10 protein-coding genes are annotated in these 20,485 nt (G+C 53.2%); 4 read left to right on the forward strand and 6 right to left on the reverse strand.

Annotated features, from left to right (window positions below):
• Nucleotides 1-9: 9 nt before the first annotated feature.
• The 3 genes from DWX33_RS03025 to DWX33_RS03035 all read left to right on the forward strand — a co-directional run bounded on the left by DWX33_RS03025 (nucleotide 10) and on the right by DWX33_RS03035 (nucleotide 8,471).
• The gene (locus tag DWX33_RS03025) at nucleotides 10-4,620 is read left to right on the forward strand and encodes a translocation/assembly module TamB domain-containing protein (RefSeq protein WP_122379818.1); all 4,611 of its coding nucleotides are present in this window, start codon (nucleotides 10-12) and stop codon (nucleotides 4,618-4,620) included.
• Nucleotides 4,617-7,070 carry a BamA/TamA family outer membrane protein gene (locus DWX33_RS03030; RefSeq protein ID WP_005866633.1) on the forward strand — a complete coding sequence of 818 codons (2,454 nt, stop codon included), beginning with the start codon at nucleotides 4,617-4,619 and terminating at the stop codon, nucleotides 7,068-7,070. The genes DWX33_RS03025 and DWX33_RS03030 overlap by 4 nt, the downstream gene beginning before the upstream one ends.
• Nucleotides 7,071-7,199: 129 nt before the next feature.
• Entirely contained in the window at nucleotides 7,200-8,471 is a 1,272-nt protein-coding gene (locus DWX33_RS03035; protein WP_005866630.1) for a hypothetical protein, read from the forward strand.
• Between the two features lie 105 nt (nucleotides 8,472-8,576).
• Here DWX33_RS03035 and rocF read toward each other — a convergent pair whose 3' ends face one another.
• The 5 genes from rocF to DWX33_RS03060 form a co-directional block, all read right to left on the reverse strand.
• Nucleotides 8,577-9,473 (reverse strand): arginase, encoded by an 897-nt coding sequence (rocF, locus tag DWX33_RS03040; RefSeq protein ID WP_036615376.1) that lies wholly within the window; start codon nucleotides 9,471-9,473, stop codon nucleotides 8,577-8,579.
• Nucleotides 9,474-9,476: 3 nt separating this feature from the next.
• Nucleotides 9,477-10,685 carry an ornithine--oxo-acid transaminase gene (rocD, locus tag DWX33_RS03045; protein WP_122379819.1) on the reverse strand — a complete coding sequence of 403 codons (1,209 nt, stop codon included), beginning with the start codon at nucleotides 10,683-10,685 and terminating at the stop codon, nucleotides 9,477-9,479.
• 189 nt (nucleotides 10,686-10,874) lie between these two features.
• Nucleotides 10,875-12,995, reverse strand: coding sequence for a cadherin-like beta sandwich domain-containing protein (locus DWX33_RS03050; protein ID WP_122379820.1), 2,121 nt, complete (start codon nucleotides 12,993-12,995; stop codon nucleotides 10,875-10,877).
• Nucleotide 12,996: 1 nt separating this feature from the next.
• Complete coding sequence (locus tag DWX33_RS03055) at nucleotides 12,997-17,163, reverse strand: hypothetical protein (RefSeq protein ID WP_122379821.1); 4,167 nt, start codon at nucleotides 17,161-17,163, stop codon at nucleotides 12,997-12,999.
• 37 nt (nucleotides 17,164-17,200) lie between these two features.
• Nucleotides 17,201-18,013, reverse strand: coding sequence for a DUF6261 family protein (locus DWX33_RS03060; protein WP_122379822.1), 813 nt, complete (start codon nucleotides 18,011-18,013; stop codon nucleotides 17,201-17,203).
• A gap of 153 nt (nucleotides 18,014-18,166) precedes the next feature.
• On the opposite strand from DWX33_RS03060, the gene DWX33_RS22335 reads away from it, so the two are divergent.
• Entirely contained in the window at nucleotides 18,167-18,328 is a 162-nt protein-coding gene (locus DWX33_RS22335; RefSeq protein WP_158595279.1) for a hypothetical protein, read from the forward strand.
• Here the strand turns inward: DWX33_RS22335 and DWX33_RS03065 are convergent.
• The gene (locus tag DWX33_RS03065) at nucleotides 18,325-20,475 is read right to left on the reverse strand and encodes an MAC/perforin domain-containing protein (protein WP_122379823.1); all 2,151 of its coding nucleotides are present in this window, start codon (nucleotides 20,473-20,475) and stop codon (nucleotides 18,325-18,327) included. The genes DWX33_RS22335 and DWX33_RS03065 overlap by 4 nt on opposite strands.
• Between the last annotated feature and the right edge of the window lie 10 nt (nucleotides 20,476-20,485).

Here is a 20,485-nt window from a genome sequence, read left to right on the forward strand (position 1 = left end):
CGTATCAACATGAGAGTATGGATTAAACGGATAGGAGTGATATGCCTAATACCGATCGCATTGGTATTGTTACTCTCTATATTACTATATATACCTCCTTTCCAAAACTTCGCGGTACGGAAAGCGACCGAATACGCAGGAAAAGCGACTGGTATGCAAATCGGGATCGAGCAGATTAGGCTATCTTTCCCGTTAGACCTTACGGTTAAGGGTGTCGAGGTCGTAAATCCTCCCGCCGATACCTTGTTGAGTTTACAGAGCTTGACGGTACGGGTTCGTGCCCTTCCTCTTTTGCGGAAGCAAGTATTGGTAGAGGCGATCGACCTCCGGAACGTAAAGGTTAACACCGGGACTATGATTGAAGGTATAGAAATCAAAGGATTCTTGGGAAAGCTTTACCTGCACGCCGATCGTATAGACCTGTCCGAGGAGAAAGCTACATTTAATACCGTAGATTTATCCGATACCGCCATTACCCTTCTATTAAATGATTCAACCTCGAAAGAAGACACGACTTCCACACCTCTGAACTGGGTACTCAAGCTGGATAAAATCAGTTTGGACCGGGTAGCCTTCGCCCTACAAATGCCCTCGGATTCCTTACGCCTTACGGCTTTCGTTAATAAAGCCGGGCTAAATAACGGCCTCGTAGATCTTGGAGCGGAACAATATAAGGCGAGAAACTTTGACATAACGAATTCTACATTCGCTTATGACGGGAATTACGCGGCACCCGAGCAAGGACTCGATTTCTCCCATATTAGTTTAACGAACCTGAACACTTCTATCGATTCCATCTTATATCAAGGAAAAGAAATAAACGCCCACATCAAAGAATTCTTCGTGGAAGAACGTTCCGGCCTCAAGGTTTCGGCATTGGCAGGAAATGTCCGGAGTGACCATGAACAGATAGACGTACCGGACCTACTTCTCCAGACACCAAATTCCGAAGTGAGATTGACAGCGACTATCCCTTGGAGCTCCCTCGAGGACCATCCGCAAGGTAGCATGAAAGCCCTGTTAAACGCCTCGTTGGGGAAAGAGGATTTATTGATAGCGGCAGGTTCTCTTCCGGAGGATTTCAAGAAAGCCTACCCGGACAAGCCTCTCGCTATTACGGCTGGCGTAGAAGGCAACCTCTCCAGTATACGTATCACACAAGGCGATATCATGCTGCCGGGAGCGTTTCAGATGAACGTCACGGGTAGCATGGAGTCCGTGACGGATAGCATCCGGCGAACCGGTGAGATTCAGTTAAAGGCTCGATCCGGTAATCTGGACTTTTTGCTGGCGATGCTTCCCGCCTCCCAACGGGATCAATTTGCCATTCCTGCCGGAATTCAGTTGAAGGGGGAAGCTACAGTCGCAAATCAAGAATACCGCACCGAGCTTGTTCTTACCCAAGATAAAGGTAAAGTAGGTCTGACCGCCCGCTATAATCCGGTAAAACTGGCTTATGAGGCTAATTTACGGATAGACAGTCTGGAACCTACTCATTTCATGCCCAAAGACTCTCTATTTTGGCTGACCGCCTCTGTTAAAGCAGAAGGCCGGGGCACAGACCCTTTCTCTGAACGTACATGGGCCAAACTGGACGGTAAGATATCGGATATACGCTATGGCGCCTCATCGGTATCAGACGTATCCATCGATGGCTCTCTGGAAAAGAACTTACTGAAAGTGGACTTGCTTAGCAAATACCCGTTGGCGAAAATGGATGTCTCCTTAAACGCGACCCTCCACAAGCACGAGGTGAAAGCGATGTTGATAGCGGATGTAGAGAACATGGATTTACAGGGTATGCACTTAATGGCAAATCCCTTCGCCACCTCTTTCCAGCTCTTCGCCGAGGCAGAAAGTAATCTGGATGAAGATAACACGATCGACGTTACGTTAGGAAACTGGGAGGTCGTCACCCCGAAACAAAGTTTCAAGCCGAAAACGCTGACCTTGCATGCCCGGACGGATATCGATACCACCCGTGTGTCTTTCCACGCCGGGGATTTAGGGATCATCCTCACGGGTAATGATTGCATACACCACATCACGGATAAGTTGACTAAGGTATCGAACGATATCACCCTCCAATTGGAACGGGACTCGACAGTCAATCTGGAGATCCTTCGCCCGCTCCTCCCCGATATGTACCTCGAGGTACGGGCAGGACAGGACAATCCGATCTACAACTATCTCCAAACCTATTACGTAGATTTCAAGAGCATCGCCATGAACGCCTATACCTCACCGGAAACGGGTATACGCATGGATGCCTCCATTTACGATCTGGCACGGGATACGATGCAGATCGATACCATCCGGGCGGAGATGCACCAAGATTCGCTCGGACTACTCTATAGCGCCCAAGTGATCAAGAATAAATACAGGCAGCAACAACCTTTCAGCGCCGGGCTGGACGGGCAAATACGTTATGGCTTCGGCGACGCCCGCCTTTATTTCAAGGACGGGAAAGGCGAGACCGGCTTGTTGCTCGGAATCCGGGCCGATAAGATACAGAACGGGGTCAAGTTCCATCTCTTCCCCGATGACCCGATCATAGCGTTCCGCCCTTTCAAGCTGAATCCGGATAATTACGTCGTGGTACGCAGCATGAAGGATATCGAGGCGAACCTACGACTCAGCGGAGATAATAACGCCGCCCTCTGGATACACTCCCAAGCGGAAAGTGACGAGATGGAGGAAGTCCACGCCGAGTTGAACCAGATCGACCTTGGGGTTATCTCCAACGCATTCAGTTATATCCCGCCGATGAAAGGTATATTGAACGCCGATTTCCAGTACGCTCCTTCCGACTCGGCCTTCATGGTCGTGGCGGATATGAACATTGATGATCTGTATTATGAGAACGAGCGGGTCGGCGAACTCATGTTCAACGCAGTCTATCTACCTTTAGAGCAGGGGAACCATCAAGTGGATATGCACCTTTTCCGGGACCGGAAAGAGGTGAGTGCCATTACCGCCTTATACCAGATGGGCGAGACCGACCATATCAGCGGTAATATCGAGTTCATGCACTTCCCCTTGGATATCGCCAACCCGTTCATCCCGGATGATATGGCGAAAATGGGCGGAGACCTCGATGGTACGCTCGCTATCAGCGGACAAAGCGATAAACCCATGGCCGAGGGATATCTGATTCTCGATACCGCCTCCGTTTATGTAGGCGCCGCAGGTTCTACCTTCCGTTTCGACGATAAGAAGATAGAGATAAAGAACAACCGAATCTTGTTCAACCAATATGGTATTTACGCATACAACAAGAATCCGTTTATCATCAACGGAGAAGTGGATTTCAACGATTTATCCCGCATGACCGCCAATCTTAAACTAACGGCGAATAACTTGCAACTGCTGAACGTTAAGAAAAACGAGGAAAGCCTTGTCTACGGAAAGCTGTTCGTCAACCTGAATTCTACCGTACGCGGGCCGTTGGATGCCTTGACCATGCGAGGGGACTTGCAATTATTGGGCGGCACGAATATCACCTACGTGCTGAAAGACTCCCCGCTGACCGTGCAAGACCGTATGTCGGATATGGTAACCTTCACCTCTTTCACGGATACCTTACGTCGGCGCATGCCTCGTAAGCCCCCGTTGCCGATGGGAGGCATGGACATGTTGATGACGATCCACATCGATCCCGCCGTACAAGCGAACGTGGATTTAAGTCCCGACCAGTCCAACCATATCAATTTGGAGGGTGGCGGCGACCTTTCCTTCCAGTATACCCCGCAAGGCGATATGTTCTTGAACGGACGCTACACGCTGACGGGCGGAACCATCAAGTACTCCATCCCGGTCATCCCGCTGAAGGAGTTCAACGTACAGGAGGGTAGCTACGTGCAATGGACGGGCAACCCCATGGACCCGACCTTGAACCTTACGGCTACCGAGCGAGTCCGTACGTCCGTCACCCTAACCGGGCAATCATCGCCCCGCTTGGTAAATTTCGACGTAGGCATCGAACTGACCCAACAACTGGAGAACCTAGGGTTGCAATTTACCCTCACCGCCCCGGAAGACATGGCGATGCAAGAGGAACTAACCTCGAAAGGTCCGGAGGAACGGGCGAAGCTGGCTGTCAGCATGCTCGTGACCGGTATGTACCTCGGCGGCGGTGGCGGCAGCGGCAAGGTGAACATGAATATGGGAGACGCCTTGACCAGCTTCTTGCAAAGCGAGATCAACAACATCGCCGGAAGCGCCTTGAAGTCCGTGGATATCAGTTTCGGCATGGAGACATACGACGATAATGGCGACGCCGGAGGCGGTACCCGTACCGACTACTCCTTCCGCTTCGCCAAGCGATTCTATAATGACCGTATCCGTGTGGTTCTAGGCGGCCGTATCTCTACCGGCGAGAACATTAACAACGGGCAGGCGCAGCCGTTCATCGACAACGTATCCGTCGAATACCGGCTGGACAGCAGCGGCTCCCGCTACGTCAAGCTCTTCCACGACAAGAACTACGAGAGCCTGCTGGAAGGCGAGATCACGGAGACCGGGGCCGGTATCGTGCTCCGCAAGAAAATGATGCACCTCAGGGAGTTATTCAACTTCAAGAAAACGAAAGTGAAACCCATAAATGATGAAAAGGAATGAAAAGCATTTTAATATATTTTAGGCGGGACGACTCCCTCGGGCGGGGGAGGATGTCTCCCTCGGGCAGGGGAGAGTGTCTCCCTCGGGCAGGGGAGGATGTCTCCCTCGGGCGAGGGAGAGCGTCTAACCCGAGCGGGGGATGGCACGTCGCCACCGGGAGCATCCTCCTATCCGTACTTCTTCTCTCCTCTTGCTCCACCACGAAGAACCTTCCCGAGGGAGCGGTCCTATATACCGGTATCAAGAAAATAGAGGTGAAGAACGAGGATAAGACCAAACCCGGCGAAGCCGCTTTGGAAGAAGTCGAGGCCGCCCTAGCCTATCCTCCCAACAACGCCTTGCTGGGAAGCTCCTCGATCCGGGTACCTTTTCCCTTCGGCCTGTGGGTCTACAACGCTTTCGTGAACAAGAAAGGGAAGGTCGGCAAGTGGATCTTCAACAAACTGGCGTCGAAACCGGTGCTGATCACCACCGTGAACCCGGATGTCCGCGTCAAGGTAGCCCGGAACCTATTGAACGAGTACGGTTATTTCAACGGAGAGACTTCTTTCGAGGTCATACCCGATCCCAAGAATCCCCGGAAGGCGAAGCTGGAATACAGTGTCACCATGAACGATCCGTATACGCTGGACAGCATCCAATACGTCCATATCCGTCACCGTGCCGACTCATTGATCGATGCCACGATCGGCGATCGTATCCTCCACAAAGGAGAGAATTTCAATGTCGTCCAATTGCAAGCCGAGCGGGAACGCATCTCGTCCTTGCTCCGTAACAACGGATATTACTATTTCCGTCCCGATTTCATCACCTATCAAGCGGATACCTTGTTGAACCCCGGGAAAGTGGCCTTACGGGTGGCCCCGAAGGAAAGCCTGCCTCCCTCGGCCCTCCGCCCTTGGAAACTCGGGGATATATCCGTCTGGCTAAACGGCTACCAGAATGAGACTCCCACGGACTCGATCCGCTATAAGGACCTTACGATCCATTATGAGGGCAAGCTAAGGGTTCGCCCCTCGGTCATTTACAACCGTTTATATTTCAAGCCGGGGGAACTTTATAACCAGCGGGCGCAGGAACGGACGCAAACGGCCCTGTCCCGCTTGGGTATCTTCCGTTATGCCGAGTTGCAATATTCCCCCCGTGATACCATGCGCCGCCAAGATACGCTGGATCTGCGGATCAATACGGTCTACGATCTTCCATTGGACGGCGAGCTCGAGTTGAACGTTACCGCCAAGAGCAACGACCAAGTGGGTCCGGGCGCCATTTTCAGCGTGACCAAACGGAATGTCTTCGGAGGGGGCGAGACCTTCGGCGTGAAACTCCGCGGCTCTTACGAATGGCAGACCGGCAACAAGCTGGATGGTAGCAACTCCAAGATCAACAGTTATGAGTTAGGCTTGACTACCACGCTGACTTTCCCACGGGTATTGTTCCCTACATTCAGCAAACGGGACATGAATTTCCCGGCCAGCACCACCTTCCGCCTCTATGCGGACCAGATGAACCGGGCCCGTTTCTTCAAGTTGCTGGCATTCGGTGGTGACGCCTCGTATGAGTTCCAGCCTACCGCCACGTCTCATCATTCCATCACCCCTTTCAAGCTGACGTTCAACTTGCTCCAGCATACCACGCATGAGTTCGACAGCATTACCAACGTGAACAAGGCCCTAAAGAAGAGTTTGCAAAATCAATTCATCCCGGCCATGAACTATACCTATACCTATGATGATTCCCCGATTACCAGTCGCCGGAACCATCTTTGGTGGCAGGCATCCGTTACCCAAGCGGGTCTTGTCTTGGATGGGATTTATGCGTTAGCCGGGAAGAAATTCAATAAAGAGGATAAGGAATTACTCGGCAACCCCTTCGCCCAATTCATCAAGGGAACCGCCGAGATACGTTATAATTACGCCCTCGGGCATAAGCAATATCTCGTAGGCCGATTAATGGCCGGCGCTATTTATAGCTACGGCAACGCCCGTACCTCCCCTTATAACGAGCAATTCTACATCGGCGGAGCGAATAGCATCCGTGCTTTTACGATCCGCAGCATCGGTCCCGGACGTTACTACCAGAACAGCGACAACAATAAATACGCTTACATCGACCGTACGGGTGATCTTAAATTCGAGGCCAACCTCGAATACCGCTTCCCGATCCTTGGCGACCTGCATGGGGCTACCTTCCTCGACAGCGGCAACATCTGGTTGATCCGAAACGATCCGGATCGTCCCGGCGGACAACTGAAATGGGGTAGCTTCCTCAAGGATCTAGCCTTGGGAACCGGCTTCGGCCTGCGTTACGACCTCACCTTTATCGTCATCCGTTTCGACGTGGGTATCGGTCTGCACCTCCCTTACGATACCGGAAAGAAAGGCTATTACAATATCCCGAAATTCAAGGACGGCATGGGTTACCACTTCGCTATCGGATACCCCTTCTAGCTGTTCCATTCCTAGGATTCTGTGGTCTTATCCAAGGTATTTCATTTTCAATAGGTCAACCCTAATTGGAAATGAGATACTTTTGCGCTCTCATTTTAATAACAAACAGATTAATTAACGAACAGAATCATGAAGAAGATTTTTTACTTAATGTTGGTAGCCCTTACTATGGGTATGTTCACCGCTTGCGACGACGATGATGAGAATACCCCTCAAATCAACAACCCGGAACCCAAGGAACAATGGGGCAAGACGCTCCGGGGCGACAATCAAACCCTACTGGCCTTTCCTGATATCTATGCCGATTATTGGGAATACACCTATTCTTACAAAGATAATCCAAACATCGGCCTTCGTCTGACTGGAAAGTTCCCGAAGTCACGCTTCTTCAATTTCACGGTTTATAACGACGAGACCCAAATAGACGTATCCAGCATTGAAGACGTAAATATCCAACCCGACGACAGCTCCATCAACCCTTATGTAAAGGAAACAGATGACTACGGAGCAAATGGCTATACGATTTACATCATTCCCGCTAACACCCCCGCCAGCGCACGTGCCTCGATGAAGAACATATGCGAGTTTCCGGAAGATGTCAATATGGTCTCCATTTTCATGCGTCTTTACTTGGCGAAACAATATAGCGGCGATGAGTATGGCGGCGTGGACATGCCTGCTATCCAAGCTTTCGATGTGACTACAGGTGAGGAAGTAGATTTCCCGAAGCGTGAGGTCTGCAACATCCACGAATCGTTGAACTTGCCGCCGATGGATTTCTCCGCCGACCTGCCGCAACTCCCGTTCATGCGTGCCCCGCTGAGCCTAATGTACCCGAACAGCCCGGCAGAATACCTATTCGCCCGCATCAAACTGAACGAAGGGGAGGTAGCTACTTTCCGTTTCATCCCTCCTACGGCTCCTAAAAGCGTAAGCGAATACGCCACCGCCGATGTACGATACTGGTCCATATGCCTTGGGTCAGCCGAGACCTACTCGTATGCCTCTATTTATGACGAGGAAATGCCTAAAGTGGACAAGGAAGGTTTCGTAACCTTTATCATAGCGGACGCCAACTCCGCCAAACTGCCCGATCTCCAAGCCAAGGCGGAAGCCAACGACGGTACATATATACTGACTTGGAACCGTAAGGAGCAAGGAGACGGAATCCTTGCCTTGTACCGCAACATGGTGATCAACGAAAACTATCAACACTCAATGCGTAAGTTAATGGAATCAGTTTCCCTTGCGGCTGCTAGCGGCGACATGAGCGAATTCAATCCAATGACGATGTTGGCTATGCTGGCCATGGGCAACTGGGGCCCTCAAGGCTATAAATTCAGCGAGGACGATTTCTTGAGCGATAGCTTCAATTACGCCAATATCCGAAGAATGAAATAAACCAATAGACATATCGTATTTTCAAGTCCCCTCGTATCCGGTCTGAACCGGGACAAGGGGACTTCATTTTCACACTCTTATCATAAACCATAGAATTTAGATTCCTTATAGACGGGCGGTAATATAATCAATGATCTGCAGACAAAGGCTTGTAGTCTGCTCGTTCACATCCAATTCCGGATTCAGCTCTACCAGATCCATCGATTTAATCAAGTTTGTCGATAGCATATGATCCACGAAGTTATTAAACTCATCCGGCATCAGTCCCTCACACACACGGGTTCCCGTGCCCGGGGCGAAACGGGGGTCTATGCTATCCACGTCTATGCTGAAATGCACGTTGCGGATCTTCCGTTCCTTCAATTTCCGCTTGATGTCCTCCGCAACGAAGCCGATACCTTTCAGATGGATCGTCTCCATCGTATAGACACTCAGCTTCTCCCGCTCGATCAAATCCCACTCGCCCTCATCCAGACTGCGGGTCCCGACCAAGAATACGTTCTGCGGGTTCACCTTGTTCCCGGGTGCGTAGACATTCACCAGCTCCTCGCTTCCCATCCCCATCAATGCGCTAAGAGGCATCCCGTGGATATTACCACTGGGAGAAGTCTCGCTGGTATTGATATCCCCATGAGCGTCCAGCCAGATAATGCCGAAATCATCATAACATTTACCCACGCCCGAGGCGCTACCTAAACCCAGCGAATGATCCCCGCCAATCACCAAGGGGAACGCTCCTCCACGCAATGTATCATAAACCAACTCCGCCAGATTCGTATTCACCTCCACGATCGCATCCAGATATTTCATGCTGTTACCCCGTACGAACTTATCCGCCTCGCTAACAGGGGGTACATACAAATTACCCAAATCAAAGGCTTTATGCCCGTTCTTCCGGATCACTCCCATCAATCCCCGTTCCCGGAGGTGATTCGGGGCACGCTCTACGCCCTCCCGATCACATCCCAAGTTCAAGGGAACGCCTATTACATTTATTTTCATACCTTAGAATTTAGCGAATGTATCTCGTATGATACCAATAGCTTCCATCATTTGCTCCTCAGTAATCACCAAAGGAGGTGTGAAGCGGATGATATGATCGTGGGTAGGCTTGGCTATCAAGCCGTTTTCCTTCAACGCCAAACAGATGTCCCATGCCGTCTTCCCATCTTTAGGTTCCGTCACGACAGCGTTCAGCAAGCCTTTACCCCGTACTTTCTTAATCATCGGATTATCGATCTTCTCGATCTCGCTACGGAACAATTCACCCATCTTGAAAGCGTTCTCCGACAAATGCTCGTCACGTACCACCTCCAAGGCGGCGATAGCTACCTTTGCCGCCAACGGATTTCCACCATACGTAGAACCGTGCTCTCCCGGAGCGATCGTAAGCATGATCTCATCGTCCGCCAATACCGCCGAGACCGGACTGACCCCACCGGACAACGCCTTTCCCAAGATCAAGATGTCCGGACGAATCCCCTCGTAATCGCAAGCCAATAGCTTACCGGTACGACCGATACCTGTCTGTATCTCATCCGCGATAAACAACACATTATGCTGATGGCAAAGATCATAGCAAGCCCGCAGATAACCATCGTCGGGCACCACGACCCCGGCCTCACCTTGGATCGGTTCCACCAAGAAGCCTACTACATCGGGATCTTTCAAGGCCTCGGCCAAGGCATCCACCTTATTATAGGGTATCTTTATAAATCCGGGCGTATAAGGGCCGAAATCGGCGTAGGAACTAGGATCGGTGCTCATGGAGATAATCGTGATCGTACGTCCGTGGAAATTCTCGCTACAAACCACGATCTTCGCACGCTCCGGAGCGACCCCTTTCTTACGGTATCCCCAACGGCGGCAAAGCTTCAAGGCCGTCTCTACCGCCTCGGCCCCCGTATTCATCGGCAAGAGCTTATCATATCCGAAAAACTTACAGGTAAATTCCATGTACTCACCCAGTATATCCGCATGAAAAGCACGGGATACGAGCGTAAGCTTCTCCGCCTGCTCCATCAGGGCCTTCACGATCTTAGGATGGCAATGTCCTTGGCTCAAGGCAGAATAGCCGGACAAGAAATCAAAATAACGTTTTCCTTCCACGTCCCACACGAACACGCCTTCGCCTCTTCTGAGAACGACCGGCAGAGGATGGTAGTTGTGGGCACCATACTTCTCCTCTCTGGTAATGTAATCTTCCGGTTTCATACTATAATTGAGTTTAAATGACTAGCATATTGTAAGCGTTTGCATCGGGATAGCTCAAAGATAAGCATTTGCGGCTAACCAATTGATTACGGGTATGTATGTTAAGAAACATATTCACAAAAAAGAAGGGATGCCCCGCTCTCCCCAAGGAGAAACAAGGACATCCCTCTCACGTCAAACAAACAACGCTTAGTTCCGTATCCGTACCTTATAGGTCTGGTCAGCTATTCGGACAAGATAGACTCCCGCAGGAAGAGCGCGTCTTGTCTCGCCGGGAACGACCGCGAACCGGGCACGACTAGCACCCGACAGGCCGACAACCCATGCCTCAGCCGGACGATCCGCACGGATATGGAGGGCGTTGGCAGAGGTCCAAACCGCTATGCCTCCCTCTACCGAGGCATTCGATGTCGGGGTATCCGGGGTGTCGGGTGTGTCAGGATAATCGGGATCCACCGGCCCAGATTTGGGCGTATAGCTTACCACGAACGGGCTGAAGCTGGCAACGGAGATCTCCATATAATCATCCTCTAATGTCAAATTGTTATTACCCTCGGAATACACGTCTACCACGCCGTCCGAGCGGAGGTGGATAATCACGATATCATGTTGGGTTTTATTTACGCCTTCCGGATACGGGATACGTACCGTCACGATATCGGAGGGCTGCACGGGAGTTACGGCGGTAGTGGTGGATGCGTCGGTAGCGGAAATCGTGGTCGTCACCTTAACCAAGGTCACTTCCATCACGATCTTCGGGGCATCAGGAGCGATACCCGCATCTTGGGCGGCAGCTTTCGCTTTCTCTTCAATCTCAGCCTTTTTCGCTGGGTCTTCTATATCTTCCTTCACCAAGCGGAGGCTGGAGAGTTCCGTATCCGATGGCAGGGATACGGCATCGGGGATGATCACGATCGGGTTATCATCCGTTGGAACATTCGTTCCCTCCTGCCCTTCCTTTTCCTTGGGAACGGCCGGCGTACCGATCGTAGCGATCTCTTCCGGAGTCACGGAAGATTCCTGCGTAAAGGCAGCGGTTATCGTCAAGTCGTCGGTACCGGAGACGGTAATATTCCCAGATGCTAGCGGGTCATCATTCACTTTGTAACTCACGAATTCGTACTTTGGCAAGGCCGTATGTGCCAAGCTCAACTCAGTACCAACGGGTACGGCATCGCCGGATTTCACGCTCACTTCCTTACCCTCTTTTGTATAAGAAACGGAGATCGTACCGCCTTCCGGCTGCAGGATCTTGACGTAATATTCCGACTCGGGAAGTACCGTGAAGTTTACCTCATACGTACGCTTGGTCTGTCCATCCTCGGCGGTAACGACCAAGGTAGCCTTGGCCGATCCACTCTCGAGCGATACGGTAGCCGTGAACGATCCTGTCGGTTCTACGGAAACAGGCGATCCATTCACGAGCAGCTCAGCCTTCGCATCGACCAGCTGGCCGGATAAGGTGAGGGTAGCCGATTTCTGGGTGGAATTTGGGAGCAGCACCTCATATTTCATCGTAGAGGCAAGAAAACCGGGAAGCGGGGTAACCTCCCCACTTCCTTCCTTATACGATAGGGAACTCAAACGGGCTTCCGAGGACAGAGCCACGAGGATAGGCTCAAATTTCACCTCAGCCTCCACCGTATAGGCCGGCATCAAGAAGTAGGTCGTACCATCTTTCTCTTTCTGCAACGGAACAGTATTGGTTTTATCCCCGACCTTCCCGGATACCTTCAAGGAGCCGAACACCATTTGGTAGCCTTTGTTGGGGGTGGCGGCAATCGTCACCTTCGTACCGGAGGCGACCTCGCCGCCGGAAACAATCGAACTACCCGGAGCATCGGCGGTACTCAAGGTAAGCGTACCGTTCGCCGGGTTGGCGAAGGTGACGGTGGACTGGATCTTCTCGTACTCCACCTCTACCGTGACCGGGAAGTCCGGCATGGTGAAGGTGTAGAGGTAGGCGATACCGCTACTGGCATCGGGCTTAAACGTAGCCGGTACCGTTTCGGAGGGCGTACCCGTGCGGTAAACCTTCGGGTAACCGGAAGCCATTCGGTAGCCGTCGGCGGGGGTGACGGTAATCGTCACCTCGGTGCCGGAATGCAAGGTCGTAGGGGATGTGAGGGTCTCACCGTCCGCCGAGATCGATAAGGAGGCAGATCCTTCCGCGGGAGCCTCGAAAGTCAACATGAAAGGAAGAGCGGGGTAGTCGGGACGGGCCTTCGTCTCGATCCCTTCCTGCGCCCGGGCGGTCATCGAGAAGACCGCCAGCAGGCATACGAGCCATAAACTAGTATATTGTTTCATATCAAAGCGCTATTTTATAAGTGATGTTATTGATTCGAACCATGTAAATACCGGAAGGCAAAGCCAAGCGGGTATCGCCGGGGGCGATAGAGGCGGCGTAGACGGTACGTCCGTCGGAGCGTACCACGGTAAGCGCGGCGGCCTCCCCGGAATAGACATGCAGCGCACCGTCGGCGGCCCAGATACGGACAGCGGCGGTAGCGGTAGCGATCTCGTTGGCGGTCACCACGGAGCCATCGCACACACCCACGCTACGAACCAGCGAGCGGGTGACGGCATTGGCGGTGATGTATGCCTCGAAAGGCTTCAGCACATAATCCGCCTCCTGAAGGTCGAAGCGGGTACCCTCGGCATTGAGCACGTAGATACCACGGAGCGTAAGGTTGGCGAGATTCGGGTTCGTCCGGAAGAGGAACACGCCGTTCTCGAGGGCATCGCCAGAAGCGACCGTAGCCGTAGCCGGTATCTCGATCGGTGCGTCGGAGGCTGTTTGGCTAAAGGTTACCCGAGTCAAGGCTGCGTCGGCGGCCAACAGATAGGGGCTACCGGCGGTGAGATCGACCCTTTTCCCGTTAAGGACAGAGACCTCTTCCCAACCTTGGGCAACGGCCTCCTTAGCGGTGTAGCCGGTGGCGGCATAAAGGATTAGCCCACTACCATATTCCGCAGAGGCTGTCAATTCGATAGGGCTACCGAAGGTCGTCCATTTGTTATTCAGCGAACGGTTGGTTTTGAAAGTCTTGGACACCTTCAGCGCATTCGTTGTCACGACCTGCGCACCCTCCTCCAATGTCAACTCAAAGACGGACGCATTCTCGATATCGACGGTAAGCACGCCATCGGATTTAACGATGACACTCTGTGACAGGCCGGCCTCGGAGAGATTCTGATTGCCGGAGATCTCGACCTCTTTCCAATCACTCACCTCCGTAAAGGTCGTTACCCTACCATCCGCCTCGGGAGCAGGGAAGCGATCGATTGCCGTGCCTTCGCTATCGAGGCCTTTCTGCGGGATAAACGTACTAGCTTTCATCTCCCAGAGCTTATACTCCTCGCCCGCCGTAACGGTAGTGGCTAAGGTCTTGTTGTAGCGTTTTACTTCGATGGGCTGGGATGAGCGAGGCAGAAACCTTATCGTAGCGCCAGCATCTCCCGCCTCATCCGTGAACAGACATTCCATCCAAGCATTGGTAAGGGTACCGGTGTTATGGATAGCGGTGTGGGCACAATGGAAAGTGGTATAGCCATTTACCGGATCAAGCACGCTGAAGGTGCCGGAGTTATCGAGGCAGTAATGCATATCGGACGAGCTGCTGTTTTCAATGCGGAAGCTGCTGCCCGACAGCCTCAAGGTGCCTTTATTAATCAAGGTAGAGGCACCGGACGAGCCGAGGATCGAACCGGTCTGAGCAATTGTCAGATCGCAACCTTCGTTGACGGTCAAGGCAGCACCGTCGGTCGGGCGTATCGTTACGTAATTCAACGTCAGCGTCGGGTTGCCAGTAGCGGTGGCGACGATGAGCTTGTTGGCGGAAGGGCCTGGGGGTGACGATATTTTGCCGTTGAAACGGGTCTCCGTTCCGGCTCCCTTTTTATAACTCCATTTGTTGTTGGAGTAGAAGAGCATGAAGGTCATCGTATCGCTAGAAGACAAGGGCAGTGACAACAAGGACCTCAGATAGGAGGCAGACGACAAGCCGGACTGGCCGGGGATAATAGTACTCGCGTAAGCTGTAGGCAGACCGTCAGCGCCATAGCCGGCAATAGCTTTCAGTTGCGGGAGCAGGCCGTTCTCGGCGGTACCGATGGCGGTGAAGGCTTGTGTATTTTCGGGGCCTGCCCAAGCGGCGATCTCGGCGGCGACATCATCGAGGTAAGTGTCGGCACCGTTTGCCTTATCGCTACCTATGTTATCGGTAGGGACGGCTGGCGTATTATCTCCTATCGTCAGTTGGATCATGGTGCTGGCGTAGTTGTCGAGAAGGGTAACTTTATTAGTAGGTGAATCAGATCCGAGAATCCGACCGGCCTGTTTATCCGACGTATTTCCTAAGGCTTTCACGCCGGCGGTAGTTAAGGCGAGGCAATTCTTTATCGTTATATTAATGTTTCCAGCAAAAGCTTGCCCCACAATACCACCTGCGGCAGCTATCCGGCTGTCGCTGTTTGATCCTGCAGAAACAGCGCCTGTGGCAAAACAAGATTCAATCGTCGTTTTCTCAGATAGTCCGGCAATGCCGCCGGAATAAGCATTAGCAGCGGAAGATTTAGCGATTATCCACCCTGTCGAATAGCAGTGCGATATGCTACAATTACCGCTACTATAGGCTCCGATACCGCCCGCATATGCGGCATCGCTAGAACCAGAACCGGTAGCAGTAACACGGATATCCTCCGTATTGAAACAGGAAACGATAGAAGAGCCATTATTAGTCGCTACGATTCCACCACCACGACCCATCTTTCCGGTCATAGTGACAGCTCCCCTGTTTGAACAAGCGCTAATCACCGAACCTTCAGAGTAACCGGCAATTCCACCGAGAGACCCAGAATTGCCGGTCACAGAAAAACTAACCTTGCATTGATTATGGCAATTGATGATTTTTCCATTCTTTACATAACCTGCCACGCAGCCAAGATAGTAAGCGGTGTCTTGAGCATTAGCAATAGTTGTCAAATTAATATTGTCAGATCCTGCCATCGTCAGATTCCGCACGGTCGCTCCATACAGATAACCGAAAAGGCCGATATAGTAAAACGAGGCCGAGGAGATCGTCATTCCGGTAATCGTATGGCCGCCACCATCGAAGGTGCCTTGAAAGTAGTAACGTGCATCGAAGCCTTTATAAGTCCCTATCGGTATCCAATTAGCCTCGAAGCCGCTCGCCACGCCTTGGGCAGGTTTCGCCAGCGAGATATCGTCCGCAAGCGTAACCGTACAGTCCTTGAAGCCCTCGGAGGCGGGATAGGAATCGGTATAGGTTTTATCGGCATCGGCGATTGTCTTCCCGTTATTCGTCACCCAAGCGATCCACGCGAGGCCGCAGGCGGTCTTGACGGTGTAGGTAGTGCCGGAGACGGCGACATCGGTGCCAGTCGGGCCGACATTGGCTAATTTGGCGTACCCGGGCCAGTCGGCGGGGAGAGTCGTCATGCCTGAGAAGGAGACTAATTTATCTTCCGTTGCCGTAAAGACGGTTGTTCCTTTCGAATCCATCAGTTGTTCGTTGCCCAGCCAAAGGGTGTAGCCGGTGTTCTTTGTGACGTTGATGGCGAAACCCTTCTTTTTACCGTCGGTGGTGAATTGGATAACGGGATCGAACGATTGGCCGCTGGCGTTTTTCACCTCGAGCGTCTGGCCACTCGTTGGGGCGGTGGCGAACTGCCATTGGAGGAAGGGGGATTTCACTCTAGAGCTTCCATAAATTGCGTCTCCATCTTTATCTTCCGAAGAAACCGTTACTTTCGCGTCTTCGGTAGCCGAGAAAGCACCCCAATTGTCTAGAAACACAGCAACAGCTTCCGCCGTGACAGTTATCTTGCCTTTGATGGTGGTATTTATAGCAGAACTAGTAGAGTACAGATATATTCCATATGATCCAGTTCCTTCCGCGGCGATATTCAATCCGGCGGTGCCACCATCCAGAAGCAGGATGCATCCTTGGTAGTTATTAATCACATCCTTTTTCGCTTTCAGGTTACTGGCAGAGTTGCCTGTCGCTTGGATACAGAACGGTTTACTGCCCTCCAGATAAAATAATGAGCCGTCGGCAGTAGTGGAGGTCAGGTTTAGCCCATCCAATTTTAGGATCGGGTAGCTGTCAAGATTATTCGCGTCGGCTATCGCTTTCTCGCTTTTGATATCGATCGCGCCCTGCTGCCAGTTTGCGTTCGTGCCCGTCAGCGTACCGGAGAACTCGGTCTCGGTGCCATTAGTCCCGACCTTGTAAAACCAAGCGTAATCGGTCGAGCTGTTGGGTTTCAGTTTATAGGTGAGAGTTAGTTTATCAGTAATACTAGTACTAGCCACGTCAAGCGGCTGTGTCTGCGCTTGCGCTCCTGCCATTGCCGGCCCCCATAGGGCCAGCGTCAGGATACAGAACATCCGCACGGCGGCCCGGAGGGAGAGCCGCGCGGATATCTTTCTAGAAAGATAAAATTCGTTCATATGGATTCGATTTTAAGTGTTTGACAATTTGCTAGGCTCAGATCTCGTCCGGGCTCTCGCTATCGCCGCCGGGGTTCTCGGGGTCGGGCGCAGGGTCGGGTGTGGGATAAGGCTTGTCGTCGGACTTGGAGGGGCTGGTGGGACCTCCCTTGGCGGCGATGAGGTTCTTATACTTGCGGAAGATCTGGTTCACGGTGTCGATGAAGGCGTTGATGGCCTCGGTAGGCTCGAGCACGGCATAGGCGTTGACACGCTGGATGATGAGGTCGAGGGTCTCGTCGGTCGCCTTGCGGGCCTTGGTGGTATCGGTCTTCACACGGGCGGAGTACTCGTCGGTGCGGGTGATGTCGAGAGCCTTGTAGGCATCGTTCAAGGTTTTCAACTGGGCCACGTAGGTGTCGAGGCGGAGGGTCTTGAGGGCTTCCGATACGTCGGCCTTGGCGAAGTCGAGTAGCAGGCCGTCGATCAGGGCGGTCTCCTCGGCGTAGGCCTTGGCGTAGATCTTGTCGTAGGCCCGCAGCACGCTGTCTACCAGCAGGGCGGAGGTACGCAGGGTCTCGTCGGGGCATACCTTATAGGAGCCGTTCATGGAGTAGATGAACTGGAGGGTCTTGTCGCGCTCCTTGTCTTTCGCCTCCAGCTGGGCGGTAGAGGCGCTCTTGGTGACGCGGTTCACGCACTCCGCCTCCCGGTCGATGCATTCCTTGTAACCCGGGGCGAAGGCCTCCAGATGGAGGGCGGCCGCGGTCGCGTCCGAGATACGGGCGTAGATCTCGTTGTTCATACTCATGTGGCCGGCGTTGGTCAATGCGGTCTTCGCTACCGATCCGATTTGTTTCGCTAAACTCATACTGTTTGTTGTTTTTTCGTTAATACTTTCCTCTTGTCTTCCGATTTAAGGCTCCTACAAATATAAGATAATTCCTTTGATAATCATCGATTTCCCTCCCAAATAACGCCTACGGGCATCGAAATCGCTCCCGAGACATCGGAAAGGACCGCTATGGTCGTAAGGATCGCTCCGGACGCCTCGGGAGAGGCCACTACGACCATAGGGATCACTCCCGAGGCTTCGGGAGGGGCCGTTACGGTCGTGGGGATCGTTCCGGAGGCCTCGGGAGGGATGGCTACGGTCGTAGGGATCGTTTCCGAGGCATTTCGCTAGTCCGTCGCTTTCGTAAACCGGATCGGCCAGTCCAACGGCTTGGTGGTGTAGACCGGGAAGATCCATTGCTCATGGTTGGTGGCTTTGTTGCGGCCGAACCAACTGTCTCCCTCGTTCAAGTCGTTCTCTTGGTCCACCCCGAAGCGGTACGGCGGGTTCTCGCTCTTCAATTTATACTCCTTGCTTCCCCAATAGGCCGGGAATTGCTCGTCGATGGAGTAAGGAAGCGTCATGTCGGTACCGGGCGAGGTGGCGATCACGTAGTATAGGTCATCGCTCTTCCCCTTGCGGGCGATGCCCACACCGGTGACCGGTTCCTTATGGCTGTCGTCGGGCGAGAACTTCAAGCAAACGTAATGGTTATCGATCGCGTCCCACATCATTCCCGATTCGGCATCCTGCCCCCGCGGTTCGAAGCCGTGCTTGCGGGCGTCGTCCTCCTTCATGAAGCGCATGTGGTAGATGGGGCGGCACTCGTCCTTGAAGTCGAGGGCTACCCACCAGAGCTGGTCGGCGTTATCCCCCACGTCGAGGTACTCGTGGGCCGAGGTATCGAGCATCTTGCCGATCCGCGAGTCGTTCGGTCCCTTGGTATTCAGCACCAACGGACTGTAGATGCGTTCCTTGCCGTCCGGCCCGGTGAAGACACGTTGTCCGGCGGGATCCCCGTGATTGTCCTTCCCGGTACGCATCATGAAGTCGGCCAGGATCAGCTGCGGTTTCTTGGCCAGCTTCGAACGCGCCTCCACGTAGGAGTCCAGATATTTCTTCAGCGCATCTTGCCGCGCGTAGTTCTTCGTCAGGTAATACAGGGGGACCAGGAAGCAACGGGTGGTATCGCCCCTCGGGCCGTAGCTTACGAGGTGGAGGTTGCTGTTCTCGTCGGCGATGGACTTGTCCCAGCTCTCGAAGTCCACGGAGGCGTTGCCGCCGGTGATGATCATGATGCTCTCCTCGGACATATGCTCGTTCAGCTCCGACTTCGTATAGCCGCCCCCGGCGCCGATCTTGCCGCCGTGGGTACCCATCACGCGGTAGTAGGTCTGGAGCCAGTTCTCGTTCTCTCCCGCCGGCGACGACGACTTGGCGGAAAGCTCCGCCTCGGCGGCGAACACCGTCTCGTCGTAATAGAGGTTCTCCTTCCGGCTGTAGATATAGGTATAGCTCCCGCCGAAGACACCGCCCACCAGCACGTGGGTGCCGTAGGTGTCGTATAGATCGTAGATGCCCTTCTGCGTGTTGCCGTATCGCTTGTAGAGGTCGCTATTGGTTTCGTTCAGCAAGCGCGAGGCGGTCGTGGTGAGGAACGGCAGGAAGACGTCGGGATTGCTGGCGGAGGTATAGATGGCGGTGGCCATATGCAGCTCCACCATCGGCTTGACATGCACGTCCACGTGATACTCGAAGCGGTTGGACGAGGTCTGGTTATGCTGGAACCGCTGGTCGAAGGAGCCAGAGAAGAGTTTCGACCTCGTAGGCGTAGGAGCGCCTTGGTTCGTGAAGCCGAGGCTGCTCACCGAGATGCCGAGCTCCTGCCACATGTTGTCCACCATCTCCTCGTAGTCCACGCCGGAGCGTTCCCGTCCCCACGACTCGGCGTGGGGGGTCTTCACGAAAGCCTCCGTGCCGTACATCAGGTCGAAATCTAGGAAAGGCTCGCTAGGGGCGGCGAAGATATCGCCCGCCGTGTTCACCGTCTTGCCCACGTTGTGCATATAGCTCGGGGCGTTATCCGACGCTGAGCTTTCCAGCTTGGGTTGCGACACGAGGAAGAGCGTGTCCGTCGCCGCCTCCCCCGACTTGCTGGCGATCCCCCGCAGGGCGATCTTCTCGAGGAAAGGCTTACGCTCCACCTCCTTCTTGAGGTTGAGCACGAGGAAGCGGCTCTCGGCCCCCTGCCTCATCTCCCAATCGAAATACTTGCCGCTGAACTCGAAGTCGCGGATACGATCATCGTGCACCGGGATGGCGATCTCGCCCTCCCACGGATGGATGATGAACAGCCGATTGCCGTCCGACTCGTCGGAGAGGTTGAACTCCGCCACACGCTGGGGGACGTACACTTCCGTGTCGTCGTCGGAACATCCCGTGAGGAAGGCCGACACCACCAGCGTCAAAATACCGAAAAATAAAGATTCTCTTCTCATACTGATTCTT

This window comes from Parabacteroides sp. AF19-14 (assembly GCF_003635485.1).
GTDB classification, from domain to species: Bacteria; Bacteroidota; Bacteroidia; order Bacteroidales; family Tannerellaceae; genus Parabacteroides; species Parabacteroides distasonis.